General features: G+C 37.2%; 24 protein-coding genes. 19 read left to right on the top strand and 5 right to left on the bottom strand.

Annotated elements, in window-relative coordinates; genetic code table 11:
• The first annotated feature begins 238 nt into the window (after window positions 1–238).
• From leuA to AC6IWN_RS14060, 3 genes are all read left to right on the top strand, one after another.
• The gene (gene leuA, locus AC6IWN_RS14070) at window positions 239–1903 is read left to right on the top strand and encodes a 2-isopropylmalate synthase (RefSeq protein ID WP_497988038.1); all 1665 of its coding nucleotides are present in this window, start codon (window positions 239–241) and stop codon (window positions 1901–1903) included.
• 297 nt (window positions 1904–2200) lie between these two features.
• Window positions 2201–2980, top strand: coding sequence for an ABC transporter permease (locus AC6IWN_RS14065; protein WP_497988037.1), 780 nt, complete (start codon window positions 2201–2203; stop codon window positions 2978–2980).
• Between the two features lie 27 nt (window positions 2981–3007).
• A complete protein-coding gene (locus AC6IWN_RS14060; protein WP_497988036.1) occupies window positions 3008–3748 on the top strand; it encodes an ABC transporter ATP-binding protein in 741 nt (246 codons plus the stop codon).
• 76 nt (window positions 3749–3824) lie between these two features.
• Here AC6IWN_RS14060 and AC6IWN_RS14055 read toward each other — a convergent pair whose 3' ends face one another.
• Both AC6IWN_RS14055 and AC6IWN_RS14050 read right to left on the bottom strand, forming a co-directional pair.
• The gene (locus AC6IWN_RS14055; protein ID WP_497988035.1) at window positions 3825–4889 is read right to left on the bottom strand and encodes an LCP family protein; all 1065 of its coding nucleotides are present in this window, start codon (window positions 4887–4889) and stop codon (window positions 3825–3827) included.
• 78 nt (window positions 4890–4967) lie between these two features.
• Window positions 4968–6389 (bottom strand): undecaprenyl-phosphate glucose phosphotransferase, encoded by a 1422-nt coding sequence (locus tag AC6IWN_RS14050; RefSeq protein ID WP_497988034.1) that lies wholly within the window; start codon window positions 6387–6389, stop codon window positions 4968–4970.
• A gap of 296 nt (window positions 6390–6685) precedes the next feature.
• Here AC6IWN_RS14050 and AC6IWN_RS14045 point away from each other — a divergent pair, with 296 nt between their 5' ends.
• The 9 genes from AC6IWN_RS14045 to AC6IWN_RS14005 all read left to right on the top strand — a co-directional run bounded on the left by AC6IWN_RS14045 (window position 6686) and on the right by AC6IWN_RS14005 (window position 16116).
• Entirely contained in the window at window positions 6686–8122 is a 1437-nt protein-coding gene (locus AC6IWN_RS14045) for a S1C family serine protease (protein WP_497988033.1), read from the top strand.
• Between the two features lie 243 nt (window positions 8123–8365).
• Window positions 8366–9766 (top strand): ATP-dependent Clp protease ATP-binding subunit ClpX, encoded by a 1401-nt coding sequence (gene clpX, locus AC6IWN_RS14040; RefSeq protein WP_497988032.1) that lies wholly within the window; start codon window positions 8366–8368, stop codon window positions 9764–9766.
• A gap of 30 nt (window positions 9767–9796) precedes the next feature.
• On the top strand, window positions 9797–10135 hold the full coding sequence (locus AC6IWN_RS14035; protein ID WP_497988031.1) for a hypothetical protein: 339 nt from the start codon (window positions 9797–9799) through the stop codon (window positions 10133–10135).
• A gap of 316 nt (window positions 10136–10451) precedes the next feature.
• Window positions 10452–11636: an ABC transporter substrate-binding protein gene (locus AC6IWN_RS14030; protein WP_497988030.1), complete on the top strand. Its 1185-nt coding sequence runs from the start codon at window positions 10452–10454 to the stop codon at window positions 11634–11636.
• Between the two features lie 304 nt (window positions 11637–11940).
• Window positions 11941–12822, top strand: a complete 882-nt coding sequence (locus AC6IWN_RS14025) for a branched-chain amino acid ABC transporter permease (protein ID WP_497988029.1) — start codon at window positions 11941–11943, stop codon at window positions 12820–12822.
• A 9-nt stretch (window positions 12823–12831) separates the two neighbouring features.
• Window positions 12832–13908 carry a branched-chain amino acid ABC transporter permease gene (locus tag AC6IWN_RS14020; protein ID WP_497988028.1) on the top strand — a complete coding sequence of 359 codons (1077 nt, stop codon included), beginning with the start codon at window positions 12832–12834 and terminating at the stop codon, window positions 13906–13908.
• A gap of 2 nt (window positions 13909–13910) precedes the next feature.
• The gene (locus tag AC6IWN_RS14015) at window positions 13911–14669 is read left to right on the top strand and encodes an ABC transporter ATP-binding protein (protein ID WP_497988027.1); all 759 of its coding nucleotides are present in this window, start codon (window positions 13911–13913) and stop codon (window positions 14667–14669) included.
• A gap of 27 nt (window positions 14670–14696) precedes the next feature.
• A complete protein-coding gene (locus AC6IWN_RS14010; protein WP_497988026.1) occupies window positions 14697–15407 on the top strand; it encodes an ABC transporter ATP-binding protein in 711 nt (236 codons plus the stop codon).
• 85 nt (window positions 15408–15492) lie between these two features.
• A complete protein-coding gene (locus tag AC6IWN_RS14005) occupies window positions 15493–16116 on the top strand; it encodes a cytidylate kinase-like family protein (protein WP_497988025.1) in 624 nt (207 codons plus the stop codon).
• Between the two features lie 135 nt (window positions 16117–16251).
• Here AC6IWN_RS14005 and AC6IWN_RS14000 read toward each other — a convergent pair whose 3' ends face one another.
• Window positions 16252–16737, bottom strand: coding sequence for a hypothetical protein (locus AC6IWN_RS14000; RefSeq protein WP_497988024.1), 486 nt, complete (start codon window positions 16735–16737; stop codon window positions 16252–16254).
• A 683-nt stretch (window positions 16738–17420) separates the two neighbouring features.
• Between AC6IWN_RS14000 and AC6IWN_RS13995 the strand changes: the two genes are divergently transcribed.
• The 7 genes from AC6IWN_RS13995 to AC6IWN_RS13965 all read left to right on the top strand — a co-directional run bounded on the left by AC6IWN_RS13995 (window position 17421) and on the right by AC6IWN_RS13965 (window position 23580).
• On the top strand, window positions 17421–18605 hold the full coding sequence (locus tag AC6IWN_RS13995) for a pyridoxal phosphate-dependent aminotransferase (RefSeq protein ID WP_497988023.1): 1185 nt from the start codon (window positions 17421–17423) through the stop codon (window positions 18603–18605).
• Between the two features lie 120 nt (window positions 18606–18725).
• Complete coding sequence (gene hisC, locus AC6IWN_RS13990; RefSeq protein ID WP_497988022.1) at window positions 18726–19793, top strand: histidinol-phosphate transaminase; 1068 nt, start codon at window positions 18726–18728, stop codon at window positions 19791–19793.
• A gap of 39 nt (window positions 19794–19832) precedes the next feature.
• Window positions 19833–20237, top strand: a complete 405-nt coding sequence (locus tag AC6IWN_RS13985; protein WP_497988021.1) for a response regulator — start codon at window positions 19833–19835, stop codon at window positions 20235–20237.
• Entirely contained in the window at window positions 20234–20845 is a 612-nt protein-coding gene (locus tag AC6IWN_RS13980) for an epoxyqueuosine reductase QueH (protein ID WP_497988020.1), read from the top strand. The genes AC6IWN_RS13985 and AC6IWN_RS13980 overlap by 4 nt, the downstream gene beginning before the upstream one ends.
• A 229-nt stretch (window positions 20846–21074) precedes the next feature.
• A complete protein-coding gene (locus AC6IWN_RS13975) occupies window positions 21075–21299 on the top strand; it encodes a FeoA family protein (protein WP_497988019.1) in 225 nt (74 codons plus the stop codon).
• Complete coding sequence (gene feoB / locus AC6IWN_RS13970) at window positions 21299–23356, top strand: ferrous iron transport protein B (protein WP_497988018.1); 2058 nt, start codon at window positions 21299–21301, stop codon at window positions 23354–23356. The genes AC6IWN_RS13975 and feoB overlap by 1 nt, the downstream gene beginning before the upstream one ends.
• 59 nt (window positions 23357–23415) lie before the next feature.
• The gene (locus AC6IWN_RS13965; protein WP_497988017.1) at window positions 23416–23580 is read left to right on the top strand and encodes a FeoB-associated Cys-rich membrane protein; all 165 of its coding nucleotides are present in this window, start codon (window positions 23416–23418) and stop codon (window positions 23578–23580) included.
• A gap of 378 nt (window positions 23581–23958) precedes the next feature.
• Here the strand turns inward: AC6IWN_RS13965 and AC6IWN_RS13960 are convergent, their stop codons facing one another.
• Together AC6IWN_RS13960 and AC6IWN_RS13955 are read right to left on the bottom strand one after the other, a co-directional pair.
• The gene (locus AC6IWN_RS13960; RefSeq protein ID WP_497987795.1) at window positions 23959–24264 is read right to left on the bottom strand and encodes a hypothetical protein; all 306 of its coding nucleotides are present in this window, start codon (window positions 24262–24264) and stop codon (window positions 23959–23961) included.
• Complete coding sequence (locus AC6IWN_RS13955; RefSeq protein WP_497987794.1) at window positions 24261–25571, bottom strand: IS30 family transposase; 1311 nt, start codon at window positions 25569–25571, stop codon at window positions 24261–24263. The genes AC6IWN_RS13960 and AC6IWN_RS13955 overlap by 4 nt, the downstream gene beginning before the upstream one ends.
• Window positions 25572–25857 lie beyond the last annotated feature (286 nt).

The following is a 25857-nucleotide window of genomic DNA, read 5'->3' as shown; positions in this document are numbered from 1 at the left end:
TTACAGGTGAATATTATAAAATAAAAAAGAAGGGATTTGATTTTTTTGGGACTCGAGTAGACAACACGAATTTATTTATTGTCAAATTGTACAGTGTGATATATCGACTCCGTAGTTAGTATGAGTAAAAGATGCACCCCGTGCAGGATGCGCTATCAGCGCAAACGCATATATGCGTATCGTTTTTATCTGCCTGTGGCAGAACGCTGAAAACATATTAATTTAGGAGGTAATTCATATGTTGAATTATAAGAGATATCAAAGAAACCCGGTTGTAAATTTACCTGATAGACAATGGCCAAATAAGCAGATTGTAAAAGCACCGATCTGGTGTAGCGTTGATTTAAGAGACGGTAATCAGGCTTTGATCGAGCCAATGATAGTGGAAGAAAAGATAGAGTTCTTTGAGATGTTAGTAAAGCTTGGCTTTAAAGAAATTGAAGTCGGTTTTCCATCCGCTTCTCAAATCGAATTTGACTTTTTAAGACAGTTGGTGGACAGAAAGTTAATTCCTGATGATGTAACCATTCAGGTATTGGTACAGTGCAGAGAGCATTTATTAAAGAGGACTTTTGAAGCGTTAGAGGGTGTAAAACAAGCGATTGTACATATCTATAACTCTACCTCTACTTTACAAAGAGATGTAGTGTTTCATATGTCCAAGGAAGAGATTAAACAGATAGCCATGGAAGGAACGAAGCTTGTAAAGGAATATGCAAAGACCTTTCCCGGCAAGATTTTTTTAGAATACTCCCCTGAAAGCTTTACCGGTACTGAAGTAGAATATGCTCTTGAGGTATGTACAGCAGTGCAAGAGATATGGGAAGCCACTCCTGACAATAAAGTAATATTTAATCTTCCTGCTACCGTTGAAATGAACACTCCAAATGTGTATGCAGACCAGATTGAATGGATGAGCCGTAATTTTAAGAATAGAGATTCTATTATCTTAAGTATTCATCCACATAACGATCGAGGTACCGGCATTGCAATCGCCGAGCTTGCAATCTTAGCAGGAGCGGATAGAGTGGAAGGAACGTTATTCGGTAATGGTGAAAGAACCGGTAATGTCGACATATTAACATTAGCATACAACATGTTTTCCCAAGGAATTAATCCAGAATTAGAGATAGACAGTATTAATGAAATTATAGAGGTTTATGAACGCACTTGTAAGATGAGGGTACATGAACGTCATCCTTATGCCGGGAAGCTTGTATTTACAGCTTTCTCAGGATCTCATCAGGATGCGATAAATAAAGGGGTCAAGGCGATGAAGGATCGTAACAGTGTGTATTGGGCTGTACCGTATCTTCCGATTGATCCATCCGACATTGGCAGACAATATGAACCAATCGTACGTATTAATAGCCAGTCCGGTAAGGGCGGTGTTGCTTTCATTATGGAGAACTACTATGGATTCAAGCTGCCGAAAGGAATGCACAAGGAATTTGCAGAGGTAATTCAGCTATTATCTGAAAAACAAGGAGAAGTTTCTCCTGATCAGATTATGAATGAGTTCAAAGCGAATTACTTGGACAAAAAAACACCGTTACATTTTATAAAATGTAAAATAGAAGATGTTGCTGAAAATGATGCGGCAAGCACGAATGCAACGGTTGTTTACACGAATAACGGTGTAAACAAGTCATTTGAAGCAGTTGGAAATGGACCTCTTGATGCTGCATTAAAAGGTTTACAAAAGGAATTAGGTATTCAGGTCAAAATTCTTGACTATACAGAGCATGCATTAGGTGGGGGAGAGAATGCACAGGCTGCTGCATATATTCAGATGTTAAATTTGGAAAATGGTAAAACGACCTTCGGTGTCGGAATAAGTTCTAACATTACCAGAGCCTCCATTCGAGCGATTTTTAGTGCATTAAATCGATTAAACTTTTAATCTTTAGACGGATTATTGCTGCTGAATAGAATTATTGTTATTCAGCAGCATTTTCTTGTTCTGAGATAAAGTAAAGAAAGCATTATTGACTTGTAGTAGTGAGAATGCTATAATCGCTTTTGTACTAAATTTATAGGGAAGAGCAAACAAATAATAAAGTGATGAAGGAAAATTAATTCAGAAGTGTTATATGGAGCACATACGAGGGGATATATGTGTATACCTACTGATTGCTTAGTCAATACTTTCTAAGGAGTTATGATGATATGAATACATTTTTGAAAAATGGTGACAAGAATGAAACAGGTAATTAAAAATTTTAAGAAGTATAGATTCTTACTTTCCGAACTTATCATTAAAGATATTAAGTTGAAGTATAGAAGATCCTATTTGGGTATTCTATGGACATTACTAGAGCCGTTATTGACCACGATAGTATTAACACTGGTATTTGGTGGATTGTATGGGAATAAAAATGTGCAATTTCCGCTTTATATCGTTACAGGACGTCTTTTGTACACCTTCTTTGCTAATGCGACTAAGGGGGCAATGAACTCAATTCGTGTTAATGGACAAATGATTAAGAAAGTCTATGTGCCAAAATATATCTATCCGTTATCAGCAATTATTGCTCAATATGTAACATTTTTAATTTCATTAATCGTGTTAATTGGTGTTCAAATATATACACATGTGAGACCGACATTATATACGTTTCAAGCAATTATTCCTTTATTTGTATTGTTCATCATGGTAATTGGTGTTGGTATGATTTTAGCAACCATGGCGGTATTTTTCCGAGATATGGAGTACCTATGGGGTGTACTACTCATGATTATTATGTATTGCTCCGCAATCTTCTATTATCCTGATAAGCTTTTGAAAACAGGACATAGTTGGATACTAAAACTTAATCCTTTATATTCAGTAATACAGAATTTTAGAGAAGCTATTATAGATGCAAAGTTTCTTGATCCACAGGCACTGGCCTATTCCGGAATATTCAGTGTAGTAACGTTAGTTCTAGGCATATGGATGTTCTATAAAAATCAGGACAAGTTTATATTGAATATATAGTGGTTATATTGACGGAATGGAGGATTCATGGGTAATAATGTTATCAAAGTTGATCACGTAGGTGTCAAATTTCGTATGGGCTCCGAGAAAGTGGACAACTTAAAAGAATTTTTAATCAGAAAAGTTAAAGGCAATATTAATTATAAAGATTTTTGGGCGTTAAAGGATATCGATTTCCAGGTAGAAAAAGGGGATCGTGTCGGTATACTGGGCTTAAATGGTGCAGGTAAAAGTACATTGTTAAAAGTTATTGCAGGAGTATTAAAGGCGTCAGAGGGTGGTGTTACTTCTAAGGGTCGTATTGTTCCGTTACTTGAGCTTGGAGCTGGTTTCGATTTACAATATACCGGTGCAGAAAATATCTTCTTATATGGAGCCGTTCTAGGGTATTCCAGAGAATTCATCAGATCAAAATATGATGAGATTGTAGAGTTTTCGGAGCTGGGTGATTTTATTAATGTACCGGTTAAAAACTATTCCTCCGGTATGAAAACTCGTTTGGGCTTCTCTATTGCAACTGTAGTAGATCCTGAGATACTCATACTCGATGAAGTCTTTGCGGTTGGTGATGCGAAATTCCGTAATAAGAGTGAGAAGAAGATTAAATCCATGTTTAAACAGGGTGTAACTGTGTTATTTGTATCTCACAGCATAGAACAAGTAAAATCCATCTGTAATAAAGCAATTTTATTGGAAAGGGGCACCATGATCGCGAAGGGTGACGTAAATGAGATTTGTGAAATATACGAAGCGAAACTAAAGAAATAAAGATAAATATTTATAGCAATCGAAAGCCCCCATACTGTTCTGTATGGGGGCTTTTCGGTGTGAAAGAAGATGCGTTCTATTTGCGTATCGATTCTATTTCGTTGGAGAACTTTTGCACCGTATCACTTGGCACGTATCCTTCTTTGTTAAATAAGTATTGGTGCAGTTTAGATACATTTGCGGATAAATCAATCGGGAATACATAGGATACTTTGTTATACGTATGGGCATCTTTTTCATATGGGAAGCCTGTTTGATCCACAATGCTATAGGAGAATACATCCTTTGCTAACATTAACATATCCACATTGGATAGATTAGTGTAGATCTTAGGGAACATAATATCAATAAATTTATTAATAGTACCAATATTGGACTTCTTCACCTTAGAAAATACTTTTTCTACTACAACACGTTGGCGTTCAGTACGTTTGAAATCTCCGCCTGCGGTGTAACGGATACGAGACCATCCGGTTGCTTGAGTACCGTTTAATAATTGTTTGCCGGCGGATTTTACTTCAGATACGTCGGTTTTGTTGATTCTATTCAACTCTCTGATATATTTGTTCATATGTTTTAATTCATTTTCCTGAACATCGATTTCAACACCGCCAACCAAGTCGATGGCTTTTACAACTGCGTCAAAATTCACAGTTACAAATTCCTTCGCATCAAGATCAAAATTAGTATTAATGGTACTAAGTGCGAGTGAATAACCACCTCTATAGTATGCTGAGTTAATTTTATCAAATTTGTTTTTGTCAGGGATGTTTACATAGGTATCACGGTATACGGAAGCCAATTTAACATCTTTGGTCTTATTATTAATGCTTGCAATGATGATGGTATCGCTGTGAGTGCTTTTCTTTAATGCGTTAGATCTGGAATCTACTCCAAATAATACGATGTTACGGTATCCAGTAATCTTAACATTTTCATTCTTGATAATATTCTTATCATCGGAGCTATCATGCTGAATTTTACCTACTTTACTTATTCCATATATGAGACCTACTGCAATTATCAATATAAAAAGTTCTACAATAAATAATATTATAAGCTTTTTTCTTTTGCTCATTTTTTTCTTGGCTTTTTGCGGTTTCTTATTTAAGTTAGTGGTTTTCATCTTTTCGTTTTCCATGATTTGTTCCCTTCTTCCTTATTATTCATTTGTGATTTAGTATGGTTATTTGATATTAATATTAATCTATTGGAAATATTAATAAGCGTTTTTATTTATGAACCCTTTAAAGAATGTTAAAAATATAATCTTAAAGTCCAGTGTTAAAGTCCAATTTTCAATGTAATATAAGTCATGATCGATTCGTTTCTTTATTGAAGTGTCACCTCGGTAGCCATTAATCTGTGCCCAACCGGTCAGACCAGGAGAAACCTGGTGTTTAATCATATAACGCGGTATCTCTTCCTGGAACTTTTCAACGTAAAAGGGACGCTCGGGTCTGGGGCCTACTAGGCTCATATCACCCTTTAGTATATTGATTAGCTGAGGTAATTCATCGATACTGGTTTTTCTTATGAACTTACCAATGCCGGTCACACGGGGATCTCGCTTGGTCGTCCATGCCTTCTGTTCCTCTTTTTCCGGTTGTATCTCCATTGATCGGAACTTATACATTTTAAAATTCTTGTTATGTTTTCCGACACGAATCTGAGAGAATATAACAGGTCCTGGTGAAGTTATCTTAATAATCATCGCAACCAGTAACATCGGAATCGAAAATAAAATCAATGCCACGGAGGCACCAAAGATATCAACAATTCGCTTTCTAATGCTATTATAGGAATTGGTCAACGGAACATTACGGATATTGATAACCGGTAGTCCGTATAAATCTTCGGTATAAGGCGTGGTTGGTATAAAGCTGTAATAGTCAGGAATAAACTTTGTATGAACTCCGGATTTCTCACAGATTTGAACAATCTTCTCCAGTTTGTGATACTCATTAACACTAATTGTAATCGCGATCTCGTCCAGCGTCATTTTTCTTAAGAACGCTTCTAGATGAGTTATCGTTCCGATCACCGGCACTTTCTTATACATCGTACCGATTTCTATGTTGTCATCCAATATTCCATGGATATAATAGCCCCATTGAGGATTCAAAAATACACGATCGATAAAAGCTTGTGCACCGCTTCCGTAACCAACCAAAAGAACATGCTTGAGATTATATCCCTTACGTCGTGCAAGTCGAAGAATATTGGACACAATCATTCGTGCAATGACACTTAATGTAATGTTCATTGTGAAGAACAGTCCTAGATACGCACGTGATATATTACTTTCCTTCGTTATATATAAGAATGAGGAGAAGAATACCAGCCCTAATACATTAGCTCCTATAATATTAATAACCTCGGATAACCTTCTTCTTCCACGTTTTGGCGTGTACAGATGAGTGTAGTAATATATGGTTAAGTATAGAGGAACGACGAATATCACTCTCCATGCGTAACCCTGAATATCGTAAAAGGTTCCCGGCTCTGCCTGAAATAGCTCCCAACTCTGAAAAGGACCTTTGAATCGGATATAGTAGGATGCAAGGTAGGATATTATAACAACACATGCATCCAAAAGGACGTGTACTCTATTAAATGTTTTTTGATTGTCTTTAATCATGTTAACCTCCGCGTTGCCGCTAAGCAACTAAGTAATGCGTATATATTAATATTTTGATTATGTTAGCTTTTTGATATAAAAGTTCAGAGCAACTTCTCTAATATAATACATGATTATGTCAATTTCAACAACATAATTTTTTGATTCAACTGGAAATTACTTGTCAATGTAAGGAATTGATACATGTTTTTTTATTTTTCTTTTTCTTTTTCACAATCTAAACACAATCTGTTGATAAACTATCCTAAGAATGAATTATGAATTACTTAGTTTTAATTGCTGAAAGGAGAATTTCAATGTCTGAGCAAAATAATAACAACAATTTTTATGAAAACAGTAGGGATAACAGTGAAAATAATAATGACAATGAATTAAATAAATTGCCAAACTACAGCTTTTGGGCTGAACAAATGCCAAACAGCACATATACTTATTATAACCAGGGAACGGACACTTGGCAAAGTAATAATTCCAATGCTGCGGCGAGTCAGCCTCCTCAGCAAGAAAAAGGAAAAAACTTTAAGGGGTTTATGCTTACTATAAAAGCAATCAGCTTTGGATTGATTGCTGCTTTAACCTTTATCGGGTGTCAGGAATTATATCATAACATTAATCCGAATTCTCCTACCGATGCGGCGTTATCCACGATTGGAAAGATAGGAGAAAAGGATTCCTATCAAGTTGGATATACAAAGCAGGGTAATGTTAATACGAAGGATAGATCATCAATTTCAAATGTATCTGCTGAAACTCTACCTGCTATTGTGTCCATCAATTCTACTGAAACACAACCCAATTCATTCTTTGGTCAGCAAAATGATCAGGTAGTGCAGGGAAGCGGTTCCGGAATTATCGTTGGTGAAAATGATAAAGAATTATTGATTGCAACCAATAACCATGTGGTGGAAGGTGCAACAAAGATATCGGTAGTATTCATTGACGGAACACAGGCATTGGCAGAGGTAAAAGGAACGGATGCCATAGCTGATCTGGCAGTAATTAGTATTAATATTTCTTCTTTAAAAGACACTACATTAAAAGCGATAAAAGTAGCGAAACTCGGTAATTCTGACAATGTAAAAGTTGGTGAAATTGCAATTGCTATCGGCAATGCATTAGGGTATGGCCAATCAGTTACCGTTGGATATATCAGTGCCAAAGACCGTGTAGTTGAAGTTTCAGACGGTTATACCGCCTCAAAAAAGATGACCTTGTTGCAAACCGATGCAGCAATTAATCCCGGAAACAGCGGCGGCGCTTTGTTAAATGATGCGGGCGAAGTAATTGGTATTAATACCGTAAAATATGCATCCGATGAAGTTGAAGGAATGGGTTATGCTATTCCTATCTCCAAAGCAACTCCGATTATCAATGAGTTAATGAAACGAGAAATACTTTCGGAACAGGAAAAAGGTTTCCTCGGTATCACAGGATATGATGTTACCGATAGTGATGCAAAAGCCTACAAGATTCCAATTGGCGTTTATGTTAATGAGGTAGCCCCTGGCGGTGCAGCGGGAAAAGCAGGTATCAAACCAGAGGATATCATCACGAAGTTGAATGATTTAAAAATCACCTCTATCACTCAGCTAAAAGACAAGGTTAACAGCCTGAAGGTCGGTACTGAAGTAGAGATAACTTATATGCGTAACACGGATGGACAGTATAAGGAAGCGAAGATAAAAGCTATTCTGAGTAAAAACCCTCAATTGTCCGATTCTCCTAACCAATAACAAAGTGTAAATAGTGCAAAAAGATAGATGGAAGTGCTGGATGTCTGCTCTGTAATTTGAGTAGTATCCGGCATTTCTTCTATTTAAAAGTATTGACCAAATTATGGAATTCAACATATTTTAAATAGAGAATATGTAAAATATTCAGCTATTGAACCGAATAGGGTTATAGGATATAATCGTCATATAAATAAAACCTAAACCAATGATATTAGTTAAATTATTACAACTAGGAGGTAATGAATGAGTAATATTGATGATAACAATATAGATAATCATAAAGATCATGAAGAATTCGAGGAGATCTGCTATCTTTGCAGAAGGCCTGAGAGCAAGGTGGGGAAGATGATACATATTCCGAACCAGATCAGTATTTGTGCGGATTGTATGCAGAAAACGTTTGACACCATTAATAAAGGAGATAATCCATATCTTCATATGATGGGAGTAACACCGAACATGATGAATTTATCACAACTTCAAAATGATATTCCAAAGTCTCAGAAATTAAAAAAGAGTAAGCCAGAGGAGGAGGCACAGCAGTCGGAAGCGTTCGACCGCAAGAAGATCCCGTCACCACATATAATAAAAGCAAGTCTTGACGAATTCATTATCGGTCAGGAACGCGCAAAAAAGGTTATATCGGTAGGTGTATACAATCACTATAAGAGAATTGGTAGTACAACGGAACCGGAGATTGAGATTGAAAAATCGAATATGCTAATGATAGGACCGACCGGAAGTGGTAAAACCTATTTGGTAAAAACGTTGGCTAAGCTTTTAAATGTGCCGTTAGCCATAACTGATGCCACATCACTTACAGAAGCAGGATATATCGGTGACGATGTAGAAAGTGTAATCTCCAAACTGCTACAGGCAGCCGATAATGATGTAAAGAAGGCGGAGCGAGGGATTGTCTTTATTGATGAGATTGACAAGATAGCGAAAAAACGTAACACGAATAGCAGGGATGTAAGTGGTGAATCAGTACAGCAAGGATTGCTTAAACTTTTAGAAGGAAGCGATGTAGAGGTACCGGTTGGTGCGAGTTCAAAGAATGCGATGGTTCCTTTAACTACCGTAAATACACAGAATATTCTTTTTATCTGTGGTGGAGCATTCCCTGATTTGGATAAGATTATTAAAACAAGATTGAATAAACAATCTTCGATCGGTTTTAAAGCTGATTTAAAAGATAAATATGATGAGGATCCAAATATTCTTCAGCAGGTGACCTTGGACGATCTTCGTGAATACGGTATGATTCCGGAATTCCTAGGCAGACTCCCTATTCTTTATACACTGGAAGGTTTGACAAAAGATATGTTGGTTACTGTCTTAAAGGAGCCAAAGAATGCAATATTAAAACAGTATCAAAAGCTTTTAGCCTTGGATGAGGTTGATCTTCAGTTTGATCCGGAAGCTTTGGAAGCGATTGCAGAAAAAGCGCTGGTGAAGAAGACCGGTGCAAGAGCACTTAGAGCCATACTTGAAGATCTGATGCTTGATATTATGTATGAAATTCCAAAGGATGATAATATCGGAAGAGTTATTATTACGAGGGATTATATTGAAGGAAAAGGTGTGCCGGTGATTGAGATGCGTGGATCTACCGGACAAAAACTATTAAGTAGTGAAAGTTAATTCCATCACGAACACGAAAGGAATCAGAATATGTCTTTGATTGGTCGTATATTTAATAGGAAAGGACAGGATACATCCTTTCAACCGAAAGAACAACTCTATGGAGTGAAGGAAGTAGAAATGCTGGAAGTAGAAATGCTGGAAGGCGATTTCCTAGAAGAGCTCCCGGATGAGGAGGATGCAGATCCTGCTGAAGAGGAAGTACTTTCCGATACGGGTGTGGAGGATTCAGAAGAGGATGAAGAAGAGGTATATGAGGTTTTGGAGCGGGATATTTATCCTGCCAAAATAATCTGTTCCGACTGTGGAGGAGTCACTTTAGAAGGGCTAGAGTTCTGTGACAAATGTGGTGGAGAATTAATACAATAAGTAATTAAGAATACTATTAATCTCTGTAAATAGTAATATTTAGAAATTAATATCGAATTATGTATAAATCCAATAAAATTTACTGATATATCAAAGGATAACTTTAACGCGCTGAAATATTATATTGACAAAACAATTTCCCGAGGTTATTATATATGCAGAATAAAGGCGTTCCGATAGTGACATCATATTGTCAAATGCGAAGAACGCCTTATTTATAACAAGACACTGATATTTGGGTTAACTGCAAATAATCTGAATTTTGGTGAACTTGTCTTTTTATGCATATTTTATAGAAATCAGGAGGAGAATTAGTATGAGAAAGTTTAAAAAGTCAATCGCACTTGCTTTGTCATTGAGTTTGGTGATTGCCAGCTTTAATGCTTGTGGTACAAAAGATACTGCAAAATCAGACGATAAAGCAACAACAAAAGGAGATACTTTCGTAATCGGTGGTATCGGACCAGTAACCAAAGATGCTGCAGTTTATGGACAAAGTGTTAAAAACGGTGCAGAACTTGCAAAAGATGAGATTAACGCAGCTGGCGGAATCAATGGAGCAAAGATTAAATTCGTATTCCAGGATGACGAAGCAAACCCTGAAAAGTCAGTTAACGCTTACAATACGTTAAAAGATCAAGGAATGCAGATCCTTATGGGTACTGTAACTTCCGGCGCATGCCAGGCAGTTATCGAGAAGACACATGCTGATAATATGTTCCAGCTCACACCATCTGGTTCATCAGCAGACTTATTAAAATATGATAACTTCTTCCAGGTATGCTTTACCGATCCGAACCAGGGTATTGCATCCGCAGATTATATTGCATCAAATAATGTTGCTAAAAAAGTAGCAGTAATTTATGATAGTTCCGATATTTATTCGTCCGGTATCTATACAAAATTTGCTGAGGAAGCAAAGAAACAAAATCTTGAAGTTGTAGCAGCAGAAGCATTTACTTCCGAAAGTAAATCGGATTTCTCCGTACAGATTCAGAAAGCAAAGGATAAAGGCGCAGAGCTTGTATTCCTTCCAATTTACTACAATGAGGCTTCTTTAATTCTGAAACAGTCCAAAGACGCTGGATTTAAACCAATCTTCTTCGGTTGCGACGGCCTTGATGGTATATTAACAGTTAAGAACTTTGATAAATCTTTAGCAGAAGGCGTAATGTTATTAACACCGTTCGCAGCAGATGCTACAGATGATAAGACAAAGAAATTCGTAGAAAGCTATAAGAAGGCTTATACTGATACACCAAATCAGTTCGCAGCAGATGCTTATGATGCGATCTATATTATCAAAGCAGCAATTGAAAAATCCGGTGCAAAACCGAATATGAGCGTAAAAGAAATTGGTGATGCACTTAAGGGAGCTATGCCACAGATTAGTGTTGATGGTTTAACAGGCGCAGGTATGACTTGGTCAAAGACAGGTGAAGTTAACAAAGCACCTAGAGCAATCGTGATCAAAGACGGTGCTTATGTATTGTCCAAATAATTTAGGCATTGCAAACTTATATGCGTAAGTAATGATATTATGAGATAATTAATCAGAGGGGTGCTATTTAGCGTCCCTCTATTAGTGTTCATAAGTAGTTTCCATAATATAGATAATTGATACTTTTAACATTGTATCAGTGTTATGGCTATGATATAATTTAATTAATAAAAACCTTATTATGAACATAACAGATATCATATCGATTCATAATAAGTTGACGGTATATGGTACCTGTTATGTTCACAGAGTGTTTTATAATAATTTTGAGAATTCTGCTTGGAAAATGCAGATGGGGGTAAATATGAGTTTTCTTACTTATTTGATTAATGGTCTAAATCAGGGTTCGATTTATGCTCTGATTGCGCTCGGTTATACCATGGTTTATGGTATCGCTAAGATGCTGAATTTTGCGCATGGTGATGTCATTATGATCGGTGGCTATGTAATATTTATTGCCATGAGCTCCATGGGTTTGAATCCGTTAGTTGCAGTGCTGGCTGCAGTAATTATTTGTACTGTTCTCGGTGTTACAATCGAAAAGGTTGCGTACAAGCCACTTAGAAAGGCGTCCTCTTTGGCTGTTCTTATCACAGCAATTGGTGTAAGTTATTTATTACAGAATATTGCACTTTTAATCTTTGGTGCAGATACGAAGTCATTTACATCAGTTATTACATTACCGACACTAAATCTTGCAGGCGGAAAGCTTGCAATTAAAGGGGTATCCGTGCTAACAATATCACTTTGTATCGTGATCATGATTGGATTAACACTCTTTATTAAATATACAAAAACAGGACGTGCAATGCTTGCCGTATCTGAGGATAAGGATGCAGCGGTATTAATGGGTGTAAATGTGAATAGAACCATAGCAATTACTTTTGCAATCGGTTCTTCTCTTGCAGCAGTTGCAAGTGCATTGATGTTTTCTGCTTATCCAAGTCTTTCTTCTTCTTCCGGAGCGATGCCCGGAATTAAAGCATTTGTTGCAGCGGTATTAGGCGGAATTGGTTCCATTCCTGGAGCGATGTTAGGTGGTATCTTGCTTGGTATCATCGAGATCTTAGGTCGTGCATATATCTCCTCCCAGCTTGCAGATGCGATCTTATTCATAATATTAATTCTTGTACTTCTTGTTAAGCCAACCGGAATTCTTGGTAAGAAGTTCCATGAGAAAGTGTAGGTGGCGAATATGAAAAATACAGGAATGAAGCATATTAATAAGAATGTTTTAAACAACTTGATTACAGTTGGAATTATCGTAATATTTTATGTGATCTGTCAAATTATGATTGCGACAGGTACTATGTCAAATTTATTACAAGATCTGTTAGTAAACCTTTGTTATTACTCAATTCTTGCTGTTTCGTTAAATCTGACAGTAGGAATTTTAGGTGAACTAAGTCTTGGTCATGCGGGCTTTATGTGTGTTGGCGCCTTTACAGGAGCGTTCTTTACGCAGGCAACAGTAGACACAATTCCAAACACCTTTATTCGTTTTACCCTAGCTCTAATAATTGGTGCGATTTGTGCAGCATTGTTCGGTGCATTAATCGGAGTTGCGGTATTACGTTTACGCGGTGATTATTTGGCGATTGTAACACTTGCATTCGGTGAAATTATTAAGAATATTATAAATGTTTTATACATTGGAATTGATAGTAAAGGGCTTCATGTTGCTATCAACGATGCAACCTCTTTAAATATTCAGGAGAATGGGAAGTTAATCTTAAAGGGTGCACAAGGTATCTCCGGAACCCCTAGTAACTCAACATTTTTGGTTTCGATTATTCTGTTAATTATAGTATATATGATTACTTCAAACCTGATTCATTCAAGATCCGGACGTGCGATTATGGCGATTCGTGATAATCGAATTGCTGCTGAATCTGTCGGTATTGATATTACCAAATTCAAGCTGATTGCATTTGCATTATCGGCATCGATGGCAGGCTTAGCCGGTGTATTATACGCACATAAGATTCCGACCCTAATGCCTTCACCGGCAAACTTCGGATATAACCAATCCATTATGATCTTAGTATTTGTTGTACTTGGTGGGATCGGTAATATTAGAGGTTCCATTATTGCGGCGGTATTGTTAACACTCCTACCGGAATACTTACGTTTCTTACAGGATTATCGTATGTTGATTTATGCAATTGTATTGATTGTAATGATGATCTTCAACTGGAATCCGACCTGTATTGCATGGCGTAAAAGACACCCGTTAAAAGAAATATTCAACTTTAAGAAGAAGGAGGCTTAATTATGGCAATGCTATCAGTTAGTAATTTGGGTATCTCCTTTGGTGGATTACGAGCAGTTGACTCCTTTTCTATCGAGATTGAAAAAGGTGAGCTTTACGGTTTGATTGGTCCGAATGGAGCCGGTAAAACAACCGCGTTCAACCTACTTACCGGTGTTTATAAACCGGATACCGGACGTGTTGTGCTCGATGGAGTAGACATAACAGGGCTTAGCACAATTGATATCAATAAAGCAGGTATCGCAAGAACCTTCCAGAATATTCGTTTGTTTAAGAATTTATCCGTTATTGATAATGTTAAAGTTGGTCTTCACAATAATTATAAATATTCCACTTTCGCCGGAATTCTTCGTTTACCATCTTTCTATAAGACAGAGAAGCTGATGAATGAGAAGGCAATGGATATCTTGAAAGTGTTCGATTTGGATCAGGAGGCGAATAGACTCGCTTCAAATCTCCCTTATGGTAAGCAAAGAAAGCTTGAGATCGCAAGAGCTCTCGCAACGAATCCAAAGCTTCTGCTTTTGGATGAGCCAGCAGCAGGTATGAATCCGGCTGAAACAGATGAGTTAATGGAAACCATTACACTTGTCCGTGAAAAATATGATGTAACAGTATTATTGATTGAGCATGATATGAAGCTGGTTGCAGGTATCTGTGAAAAGATTTATGTATTAAATTTTGGTACGGAGCTAGCGAATGGCTTACCGACTGACGTACTGAACAATCCTGATGTAATAAAGGCATATCTGGGCGAATAACCGGATGTAGGAAGGATAGGATACATTATGGCAATGTTAGAAATAAAAGATTTACAGGTTTATTACGGAGTTATTCAGGCGATTAAGGATGTTTCCTTTGAAGTTAACGAAGGAGAGGTTATCGCATTAATCGGAGCGAATGGCGCAGGTAAGACTACCATTCTTCAGACGATTACCGGATTGATTCCTGCAAAAAACGGTGAAGTATTATATGAGGGCACCAATCTACTGAAAATCCCTGCTCATAAAATCGTATCACAAGGAATTGCACATGTACCGGAAGGTAGACGTGTGTTTTCCCAGCTTTCAGTATATGATAACTTGTTAATGGGTGCATTTACTCGTAGTGATAAATCAGAAATCGAAGAGTCCCTTGAGAATGTATATAAAAGATTCCCAAGATTATTTGAGCGTAAGAATCAGTTGTCCGGTACCTTAAGTGGTGGTGAGCAGCAGATGTTAGCAATGGGTCGTGCATTGATGTCCCATCCTAAGATCGTGTTGATGGATGAGCCATCCATGGGACTTTCTCCAATTCTTGTGGAAGAAATCTTTAATATTATTACAAGCATCAGCAAGAGCGGTACAACGGTACTTTTGGTTGAGCAGAATGCAAAAAAAGCCTTAGCAATCTCTGATCGTGCCTATGTCTTAGAGACAGGTAAGATTGTTCTAAGTGGTAATGCAAAGGACTTAATGAATGATGAATCTGTTAAAAAGGCGTATTTGGGTGAATAGTTTTACACAATAAGATAATGATGGATCTTACATATCCGTTATTAATAAATATTAGTAAGCCATTAAATAGCAGGAGGTGTTTCATATGAGTAAATATGTTATTACAATTGCAAGAGGCTATGGTAGTGGTGGTAGGACAATCGGTAAAATGTTGTCTGAGCAACTGGGAATTCCGTATTATGACAGGGATCTCCTAAGATTGGCTTCCGATGATAGTGGTATTAATGAAGAACTATTTGCTAAGGCAGATGAAAAGATTAAAAAAAGTCTTTTATATCGAATCGCAAGTAATGTCTATAAGGGTGAAATTATTCCCCCGGATAGCGATGATTTTGTATCAAATGATAATTTATTTAATTATCAAGCAAAAATCATTAAAGAGCTTGCAGATACAGAATCCTGTATCATCATAGGACGCTGTGCAGATTTTATATTAAAGGATAAAGCTAATGTAGTAAAATTATTCGTTCATGCTCCTCATGAAGATTGCATCAAGAATGTAATGGATGTGACCAGTAAGAACGACAGAGATAGTGAAAAGCTAATTGAAAAAATCGATAAGCATAGATCCGACTATTACAAGTATTATACGGGAAGAGATTGGGACGATGCGAAGCATTATGATTTATGCTTAAACAGCGGTCATCTTGGCTTCCAAAAATGCGTAGATATTGTAAAATCGTATCTGGATATCCGATTTGATTCGTAACCCTTTGGTTTACAAAATAGAGTTAATATACTTAAGGCATAAATAATAAATAAGGAAGAGGGGTATTGCAAGAATTTGCAATACCCCTCTTCCTTATTTATTTATTACAGCTATAACAATCACGGGAGTATATTGTTATCTCCCCCGTGACTGCATGCCAAGTGCCATTGCAATCGATGGAAGTAGGGTTGGGATGAAAAATAGGAAAACATTATTAATATTGAAAGCATTCAAAAAGAGAAAAGAATACCCGTTATAGACACAATAGAAGCCCCAAATATCAGAACCTAGTAGCTCTCCGTTTGTACCATGAAAGCGAAGAATAACTGCGCTGACCCAGATAAGAGTTCCAATGATAAAAGGCAAACTGGCTGCGAGAAGATTCTTCACTAAACTTCCCTGATTAGCAAGAAGAATTCTAGCACTAAAGAAATAGAATAAAATGGCGATAATAACTACAACTGCCCCTATCAGCATAATTAAATTCTGATGATTTTGTGCAGCTTTCTCCGAGGCCCATTTTTGAGAGGCTCCGTCAAAAACAAACCATACGATTATACCGATAATACTAATAATAATGTGAATAGCCAAAGCTTTTAAATTATTCTTTACTGCGTTCATATGTCCCTCCTAAAATATTATTTACAAAGATAGATGGAATCCTAAAAACACAAAGCATTAAGTTATAATTGACTTTATATAATGACATACCAATATTGTACCTCTAATCATGGTAATATTATACAAAATATAACAACATAAAGCAATTAGTATAAAAATTACAAATGATATACCGATTAAAAAGAACAATATAATAAGACATATCATAGGGTATTAACAATAAATTATACAAAATCAGGTTTGTGGTGATGCAACTGATACGTGGTAAAAACATTTGATAAGTAGCGAGCTATACTTAGGCTCTACTGAAACGATCAAGTAATACGTGCGATAAATCGCACGAGCGCAAACTGTTTGACGAAAGGAGAAGGGGTGAAAGCTACTGAGTAGATTTTACCCCTTCTCCTTTCGGAGTTTTTGCGCGTTATTACTGCTTCAAGTTGAGGTAGAGGGTTAGTATAGCCGCTACGGTTCAACGTTTTTACCACAATCAGAGGCATCACCACAAACCGTGCCTTAGTTAACTCCTATGTCTACCCCTTAGTTAACTCCTATGCCTATACCTTTGTTGATTAATCGGTTTATTCCCCCATCCGCTTCCATAAAAGTATTGATATGGAATCGATAGTATGTTATACTTTACACCAAAATTTATAAGAACATATATGAGAAAGAGGGATATCATGATTTCAGAGAAGATGAGAGGGTTAGTACAGAATAGCTCCATTATAAGAGCGATGTTTGAAGAGGGAAAAAGACTTGCTGGTATTTATGGAGCTGAAAACGTATATGATTTTAGTCTTGGTAATCCAAGTGTTGAGCCACCTGCTCAAATCAAAGAGGCACTTCTTCAGGTCATTACGGAGGAAAGTCCAAATCTTGTACATGGATATATGAATAACTCCGGTTATGAAGATGTAAGAAAAACAATTGCTGATTCCATCAATTCCAATTTTGGTACCTCCTTTCATCAGGATAATATCGTAATGACGGTCGGTGCGGCCGGTGGACTGAATGTCATCTTGAAATCACTTTTAAATCCTTCGGAGGAAGTAATCGTATTTGCTCCGTTTTTTGGTGAGTATCGTAATTATGCATCTAACTTTGAGGGAGAGTTGGTTGTGGTGTCACCGAATACAACAGATTTTCAACCAAATCTCTCTGAGTTTGAACAAAAGATTACGAGCAAAACCAAGGCGGTTATCGTGAATACACCGAATAATCCTACCGGTGTTGTATATTCCGAACAAACCATTAAAGATCTGGCAGATATTTTATATAAAAAACAATTAGAGTTTCAAAACTCAATTTATTTGATTGCGGATGAGCCTTATAGAGAGTTAGCTTATGACGGAGTGGAGGTTCCGTACCTTACAAAATATTATAATAACACGATTGTCGGCTATTCCTTCAGTAAATCATTATCTCTTCCCGGTGAACGTATCGGATATTTGGTAATACCGAATGAGGTGGATGATTATGAGGATGTGATTCAGGCTGCGAATGTTGCCAATCGTATCCTGGGCTATGTGAATGCTCCATCACTAATACAAAGAGCAGTAGCAAAATGTCTGGATGCAAAGGTTGAAGTTGAGATTTATAATCGAAACCGTGAGTTGCTTTATAATAATCTGACTAACTATGGCTACGAGTGTGTAAAACCTCAAGGAGCATTTTATCTGTTTGTGAAGGCGCTGGAAGAGGATGATAAAGCATTTGCAGCTAAGGCAAAGGAGCAGAATCTTCTCATTGTTCCCGGTTCTTCGTTTGGTTGCCCGGGATATTGCAGAATTGCTTACTGTGTTGATTACTCTATGATTGAAAGAGCACTTCCTAAATTCAAACTTTTAGCAGAGCAATATAAGTAATTAGTACTATAAAATTAAATTTGTAATTTTATCACATTTTATATAAAATGTATTAGTGTAGATGGTTATTTAGAAAGGAAAATGTATCAAACATTTATTGATATGATGCAAGGTTAAAACATGAAACCGTGGGAGAAAAATATTCGTAAGGTGGTACCCTATGTACCGGGCGAACAACCAAACAAAGAGGGTATGGTAAAATTAAATACTAATGAGAATCCATATCCACCGGCGCCGGGAGTAGAAAAGGTACTTCATGGATTTGATGGGGATAAATTAAGATTGTACCCGGATTCAACAATTAAGCAATTAGTGGATGAATTAGCCCACTTTTATCAAGTTAATACCGATCAGGTATTTGTAGGAGTTGGGTCGGATGACGTTCTCGCTATGGCATTTTTGACTTTCTTTAACTCGGATAAACCGATTTTATTCCCGGATATTACTTATTCATTTTATCCGGTATGGAGTGATCTTTATAAGATTCCTTCTATTACGCCGTCTTTGAATTCAGACTTTAGAATTGTGAAAGAAGATTATTATAGAGAAAACGGTGGTGTTATTCTCGCTAATCCGAATGCCCCAACTTCTATATACGAGGATTTGTCATTGATTGAGGATATTGTTGTTCATAATCAGGATGTAATCGTAATTGTAGATGAAGCTTATATTGATTTTGGTGGACGTTCCGCAGTAGAGTTGATATCAAAATACGAGAATTTATTGGTGGTTCAGACCTTTTCCAAATCCAGATCTATGGCTGGTATGAGAATTGGGTATGCAATGGGCAATTCAAAATTAATCAAAGCATTAAACGATGTAAAGTATTCTTTCAATTCTTACACCATGAACCATACCTCTATTGAAGCGGGAGTTGAGGCGGTAAAAGATCGTGCGTATTTTGAGGAGAAAATCACAAATATTATAACTACCAGAGAGAAATCAGAACAGGAACTAACAAAGCTTGGTTTTACCTGCCTGCCCTCCAGCGCTAACTTTTTGTTTGTAACACATGAAAGCATCCCTGCGAAAGAAATATTTGATGAATTAAGGGCTAATAATATTTATGTCAGATATTTTAACCTTCCGCGTATTAATAATCATCTTAGAATTACCATTGGAACACAGGATGAGATGGAAAAACTAATTACATTTTTAAAACAGTTTATAACAAATCACACCAAATAATATGGTTTTGTTTTGTTGCTATATTATTGGGAGGTAATTATGAGAATTCTAATTGTTGAAGATGATTTCTTCAGTAGAACATATATGCTTAAGATTATGTCGAAGTACGGTGAATGTGATGTGACAGTGAATGGATATGAGGCTGTGGAAGCTTTTCGCGTTGCGTTGGAATCTGATGATCGATATGACCTTATATGCTTGGACATTGTTATGCCGAATGTGGATGGCTTTGAGGCACTGAAACATATTAGGGATATTGAAAAGGAATATAACATACCGGAGGAAAATGCGGCCAAAATCATTATGACTACGGCGATTCACGAAGGTAGAAAGGTGGCAAAGGCATTTCAATTGGGTTGTAATGCGTATGCTGGTAAGCCAATCGATCGAGTGAAATTTGAGAGTGCTTTAAAAAAGATGGAGTTATTAGGGGGTAATGAATGAATTACCAAAAAGAATTGGATCAACTGATTAGTGAGATGAGTGACCGAAGACCGAAGCTGCTGATTCACAGCTGTTGCGCACCTTGCAGTAGTTATGTGATGGAATATCTATCTCATTATTTTGAGATTACGATCTATTACTTTAATCCGAATATCTATCCGGAGCAGGAATATATTAGAAGAGTAGAGGAACAACAGAGGCTCATTGAAGAGATGAATCTCGCATCAAAGGTGCATTTTATGCAAGGTGAGTTTCACCCGAATACTTTTTATGAGGCTGTAAGTGGGATGGAACAGGAGCCGGAAGGCGGGGATCGTTGCTTTATCTGCTATGAATTAAGACTAAGGGAGGCAGCAGTTTTGGCTGGTAAGCTTGGGTTTGATTATTTTACAACAACTTTATCGATTAGCCCACATAAGAATGCTCAGAAGCTGAATGAGATCGGTAACAGCCTGTCGAAGGAATACGGGGTAGAATATCTACCATCCGATTTTAAAAAGAAGAACGGATATAAACGATCCATCGAACTATCGAAAGAATATAATCTGTATCGACAGGATTACTGTGGATGTGTCTATTCCTTCCGTGATCGATCACAGGATCAATAGAATATATATAAAAGCCAAAAGATGTCTGCATTTTAGCTGTCTTTTGGCTTTTTCAATACTACAATATAACTTAGGAAGAAATATATAAAAAATAGTAAAAATACATCTGAATTCTGTGAATAAATGAGATTGACATAGAAGACTCAAGTGCTATAATTAAATCGGAAAATGATAATCAATATCAATTACATTATTTGGATATCGATGATGTTGGTGAGGGGATGATTTTATGACACTGAATAATGGGAAAATCGGAGCAACTTATACAATAAACTCTCTTCAGCTTGACCGTGCAATTATGGGAAGACTGGAGGCTTTAGGTCTTACCGGTGGTACAGATATAAAAATACTGAATCGTAATCGTGAGGGATCTGTCATATTAATGGTACGGGGTAGCAGATTGGCACTGGGAAAAGCAATCTCACAGTCCATTGATATGAAGGAGGTAGAGTAATGAAAAAGGAAATTCAGGTAGGCTTTATCGGTAACCCTAACTGTGGTAAAACAACATTATTTAATGCATATACCGGAGCAAATCTTAAGGTGGCTAATTGGCCGGGAGTTACGGTCGAGAAAAAGGAAGGGGCATTTAAGTATCATGATGCACGCTTTAAGCTGGTGGATTTGCCGGGAATCTATAGCCTCACATCTTATACGATGGAAGAAAGACTAACCAGAGAATATATCTTAGAATCCAATGTGGATGTAATTATTAATATAGTAGATGCTTCAAGTCTTGAGAGAAATCTTTATCTGACATTGCAGTTGCTCGAGCTTGGAAAACCAGTTATCCTGGCATTAAACATGATGGATATCGTGGAAGAGCGCGGTATGGAGATTGATCTTCACCGACTTCCGGAGATGCTTGGTATTCCAGTCATTCCGGTGTCTGCAAGAAAGAGAACTGGTCTTGATATATTAATGCATACGGTAGCACATCATCAGGACAAATATATTGATAAAAACCTCGAGCATCATCATAATAAGCAAAAGCAGCAGTGCCGTACTCATAAGCATGAGCATCATATGGACTATCCGGTGGTGTATAGCGATGAGATTGAGGATAAAATAGATGATATTTGTGAATTATTGCAGATGAAATATCCGGACTTGAGAAATACCAGATGGTATGCAATAAAGACCCTTGAAATGGATGATGCTATATTAAAGAAATATCCGGTTGATACAAAGGGCATCTATGATCGTAGCTATGAAGGGGATATCATATATCAAAAATATGATTTCATAGAAGAAATTGTAGAAGAGGTTCTCGTAAATAAAAATAACAAAACAGTAGTTACAGACAAAGTTGATAAAATCCTTACTCATCGATACTTCGGACTGCCGATTTTCCTTGGAATTATGGCATTGGTATTCTTTTTTACCTTTCAGGTGGGTGATTTTATCAAAGGTGGCTTTGAGATTTTCATCGGTGCATTTTCAGAAGGAACATTGCGATTTTTGCAGACTATTCATGCGGGTGAATTTATAACTTCACTTATTGTAGACGGTATTATAGCGGGAGTCGGCGGCATCCTTACCTTCCTTCCGAACATATTTATCTTGTTCTTAGCACTGGCATATCTGGAAGATAGCGGATATATGTCACGTGTGGCATACATAATGGATGGTATTATGAGCAAGCTTGGTCTGACTGGAAGAGCATTTATTCCGATGCTACTGGGCTTTGGATGTACAGTACCTGCCATTATGGCATCCAGAGGTCTTGAAAATATCAATGATCGTCGAAAGACAATACTAATTACACCATTTATGTCCTGTAGTGCCAGACTTCCAATTTATGTACTCTTTTCACAGATGTTCTTTGGAAAGATGGCTATGCTTGCCGCTTACTCCATGTATCTAATCGGAATTGTAGTGGCGATCACCGTAGCATTTGTCATGAAAGGGAAAGGAAATGGTGGAATCAGCAACTCTTTATTAATTGAACTTCCTGAGTATAAAACACCGAATCAACGTACGATATTTATCTATGTATGGGATAAAGTAAAGGAATATCTATCAAAAGCAGGTACAACGATATTTGCAGCATCCGTTATTATATGGTTTATTCTAAACTTTGGCCCGTCGGGAATGGTTGAAGATATGTCGAAAAGCTTTGGAGCAATCATCGGAAAAGCAGTAGCACCTGTGTTAGCACCGGCAGGCCTCGGAACGTGGCAGGTTGTGTTAGCTTTGATATCCGGTGTTGCAGCGAAAGAGGTTGTGGTATCCAGTTTTAGCGTACTCTTTCAGATTGGAAATGTGACATCACCGCAAGGAATGGCAAGCTTGACCGATGCACTGGCGCAGTACGGCTTTGGTGCCCTCAATGCATATTCTCTAATGGTTTTCAGTCTCTTATATATTCCGTGTGCTGCAACCATTGGTGTTATTCAAAGAGAAATGAGATCTTTACGCTGGACTATATTCTCCATCGTATTTCAATTAGGAGTTGCGTTATTGATATCAACTTTGGTATATCAGATAGGAAGCTTATTTATACATTAATGTTTCTGATACAGAATTCCAGAAGAATCCTGTATCAGCTGTAAAGGAGTGATAGCTTTATGACTGAAATATTAATTGAAGTGTTACTAGGAATGGCAATCTTTTCCTATACCGGATTTGTGATATATAAGAAAGTGAAGGATTTAAAGGCGGGCAAAACTTGTTGCGGAGGGTGCTCCTCCTGTTCAAATTGCTCCATAAAAGAGAATTGTGACAAGAAATAATGGTACTCACCATTTTAAAGAGATCAATTGATTATGTAAGTTACTATTTGCCAAAGTATGGACTGCCTCCTAGTAATGGAGACTGGAAGTTACTTTGGCAATTTAGTTATGTAATAAAGGGTCAATTGACAGGGTAAGTTCTAGTTTGCCATAGTAAACCTCTAGTCCCATGACAGTAAAGTAGTGGAGATCAAGAATGAATTGCTATGTTCTCTTAAAACTAATGCATTTTGGTGATTATAGGTGTAAAATTGGACTTAGGTAAGGAAAAAAGGGCGCAATTCAGCGCGAGTGAGATTTAGTCATTTTTTTGCCAGAGTAAATTCCACCCGTCAATGGAGTTATGTGATGCTGTGTCCCGGTTTGGTTTATTGGTGGTTAGATTTCATCTTTTGATAAGAAACATTTTAAGTCATCATTCCAGTATGTTTGATGTTCGGGGCCTTTCCAGTAGTCCCATGGGCCACTGGAATATCCAATCTCTAACCGATATGCTTGTAGGAAGTTGAGTGGCATATCGTCAGAATCTAAGTAATCCCATGGATTGGAATCGATGTCATGGCCTTTACGGACCCATTCACGTAGATTTTTGCGTTCATCTAGCGTCATTGGGACACATTCCTCCATTTCGTGAAGCGCTTCAAGGTTGATTTGATAACTAATGGATTTTTTATCGTACATCATAATTCGACCTCCTTATCAAAAATAGATTTATTGAGTGTCACATCCTGGGGAGGAATACGGTGGCACTCAAGTAAATCTAGAATGTCTTTGCCATAGAGGAAGGCAAACATATCGTAAGGAGATTTGTCACCAATACTTTCTCTGCTATACGAATTAATGTGATCCATCATTCGATTGATATCTTTCTGAGTATATGGCTCTAAATCAGTGCCTTTGGGCAAAAAACATCTTATAAATTCATGATTGCGCTCAGCCGATCCTTTCTGATAAGGTGCGTTGGGATTGCAATAAAAGATATGTGTTCTTTGGTTCCCCAACACATCAAACTCAATTGCCTTTGGGTTGGAGAACTCACTTCCATTGTCAGCGAGACATACTCGGAAAATCCGTGTGAAATATTTCGATCCTAGGTTTCGGTATAGTGCATTAAAAATCGCTATGACTGACTTAGAATCGTTATGATCACGGAGGAAAGCAAGCATCATTTCAGTATTCACAAAGTGAATTGTAAGCAGAACTTTTCCGCTTTTTTTGCCCTCAACAGAGTCGAGTTGAGTAATGGGGACATCCGGATGATTGGTTAGGAAGGCTTGAAAGCATTCATAATTGCGTCCAATGCGACATGATTTGTCCACTTTTAGCTGAATTGTTTTTTTGCGAGAATGGTAGCGAACTTTCCTAGGAAGATCAAGGTTCATTGCAGAAAGAACACGAGCATCTACTAATCGATAAATCGTGCGCTCACTGATCATGATGGAGTCACGATTTGTTACATAAATATGATGAGGAGACTGTTGTTGCTTGATAAGAGGAGAGATAAGATCATCAAGATACAGAACCTCTTCTTCGGAAAGAGAGATGCCAGATCTAGTCTCTGAAAGAATCAAGCGATATTCCTTATGAGCTTCTTCTGCATAGTAATAGCGTTTTTCGAGGCTGCATTGAAATCTTTTTGAGCATCCATTGCAGACATACGGTGGTTTTTCCAAAAGAAAGCATAGAGTTTTTTGAAAGTCCTTACAAAAAGAGTTGCACATGGAGCAGTGTTTACAAAGCTTGAATCTGCGATCGGCATTGCAGGGACTACAGAGGTGAGTTTTTGAACAGGAAAAGCGATGCTGACATGCATTGTAACGAGTGTGCATACCTCCGATACGTCGAAAGACTAGATGGGAACGTATCTCTTTTGAAATCGTCGTAGGATCCTTGAAAAGAACCCGCCCAATTTCCTTGAAGCATGTTTTGTCCTTTAGCATGGATTGGATAGTTGAGCGATCTTCTAGCGTTAAATGTTTATTATTGGCCATGTTGGTACCTCCTTATTTACCGGGACATAGCAACATAACTATAACATAAATGAGTTTGACAGATAAACTGTAAGGTAAACGGTATGGACATAGATTGCCAAAGTAAAATCAGCTTTTGAAAGATGCGGACTGGAATTTACTTTGGCAATTAACGTTATGTAATAAAGATTCAACTTTTTAAAAATAAAAAAAGGAAATAGGCAGTCTTTGTAGAATATTAGTAGTATAGGCACGAATTCGTCTTATGAATATACATATTAGGAATTTGGAATAATGTTTTATAACT

This window comes from Variimorphobacter sp. HTMS_6 (assembly GCF_059717775.1).
The sequence above is the reverse complement of the archived record's forward strand: the minus strand, read 5'-3'. Positions and strand labels throughout refer to the sequence as shown.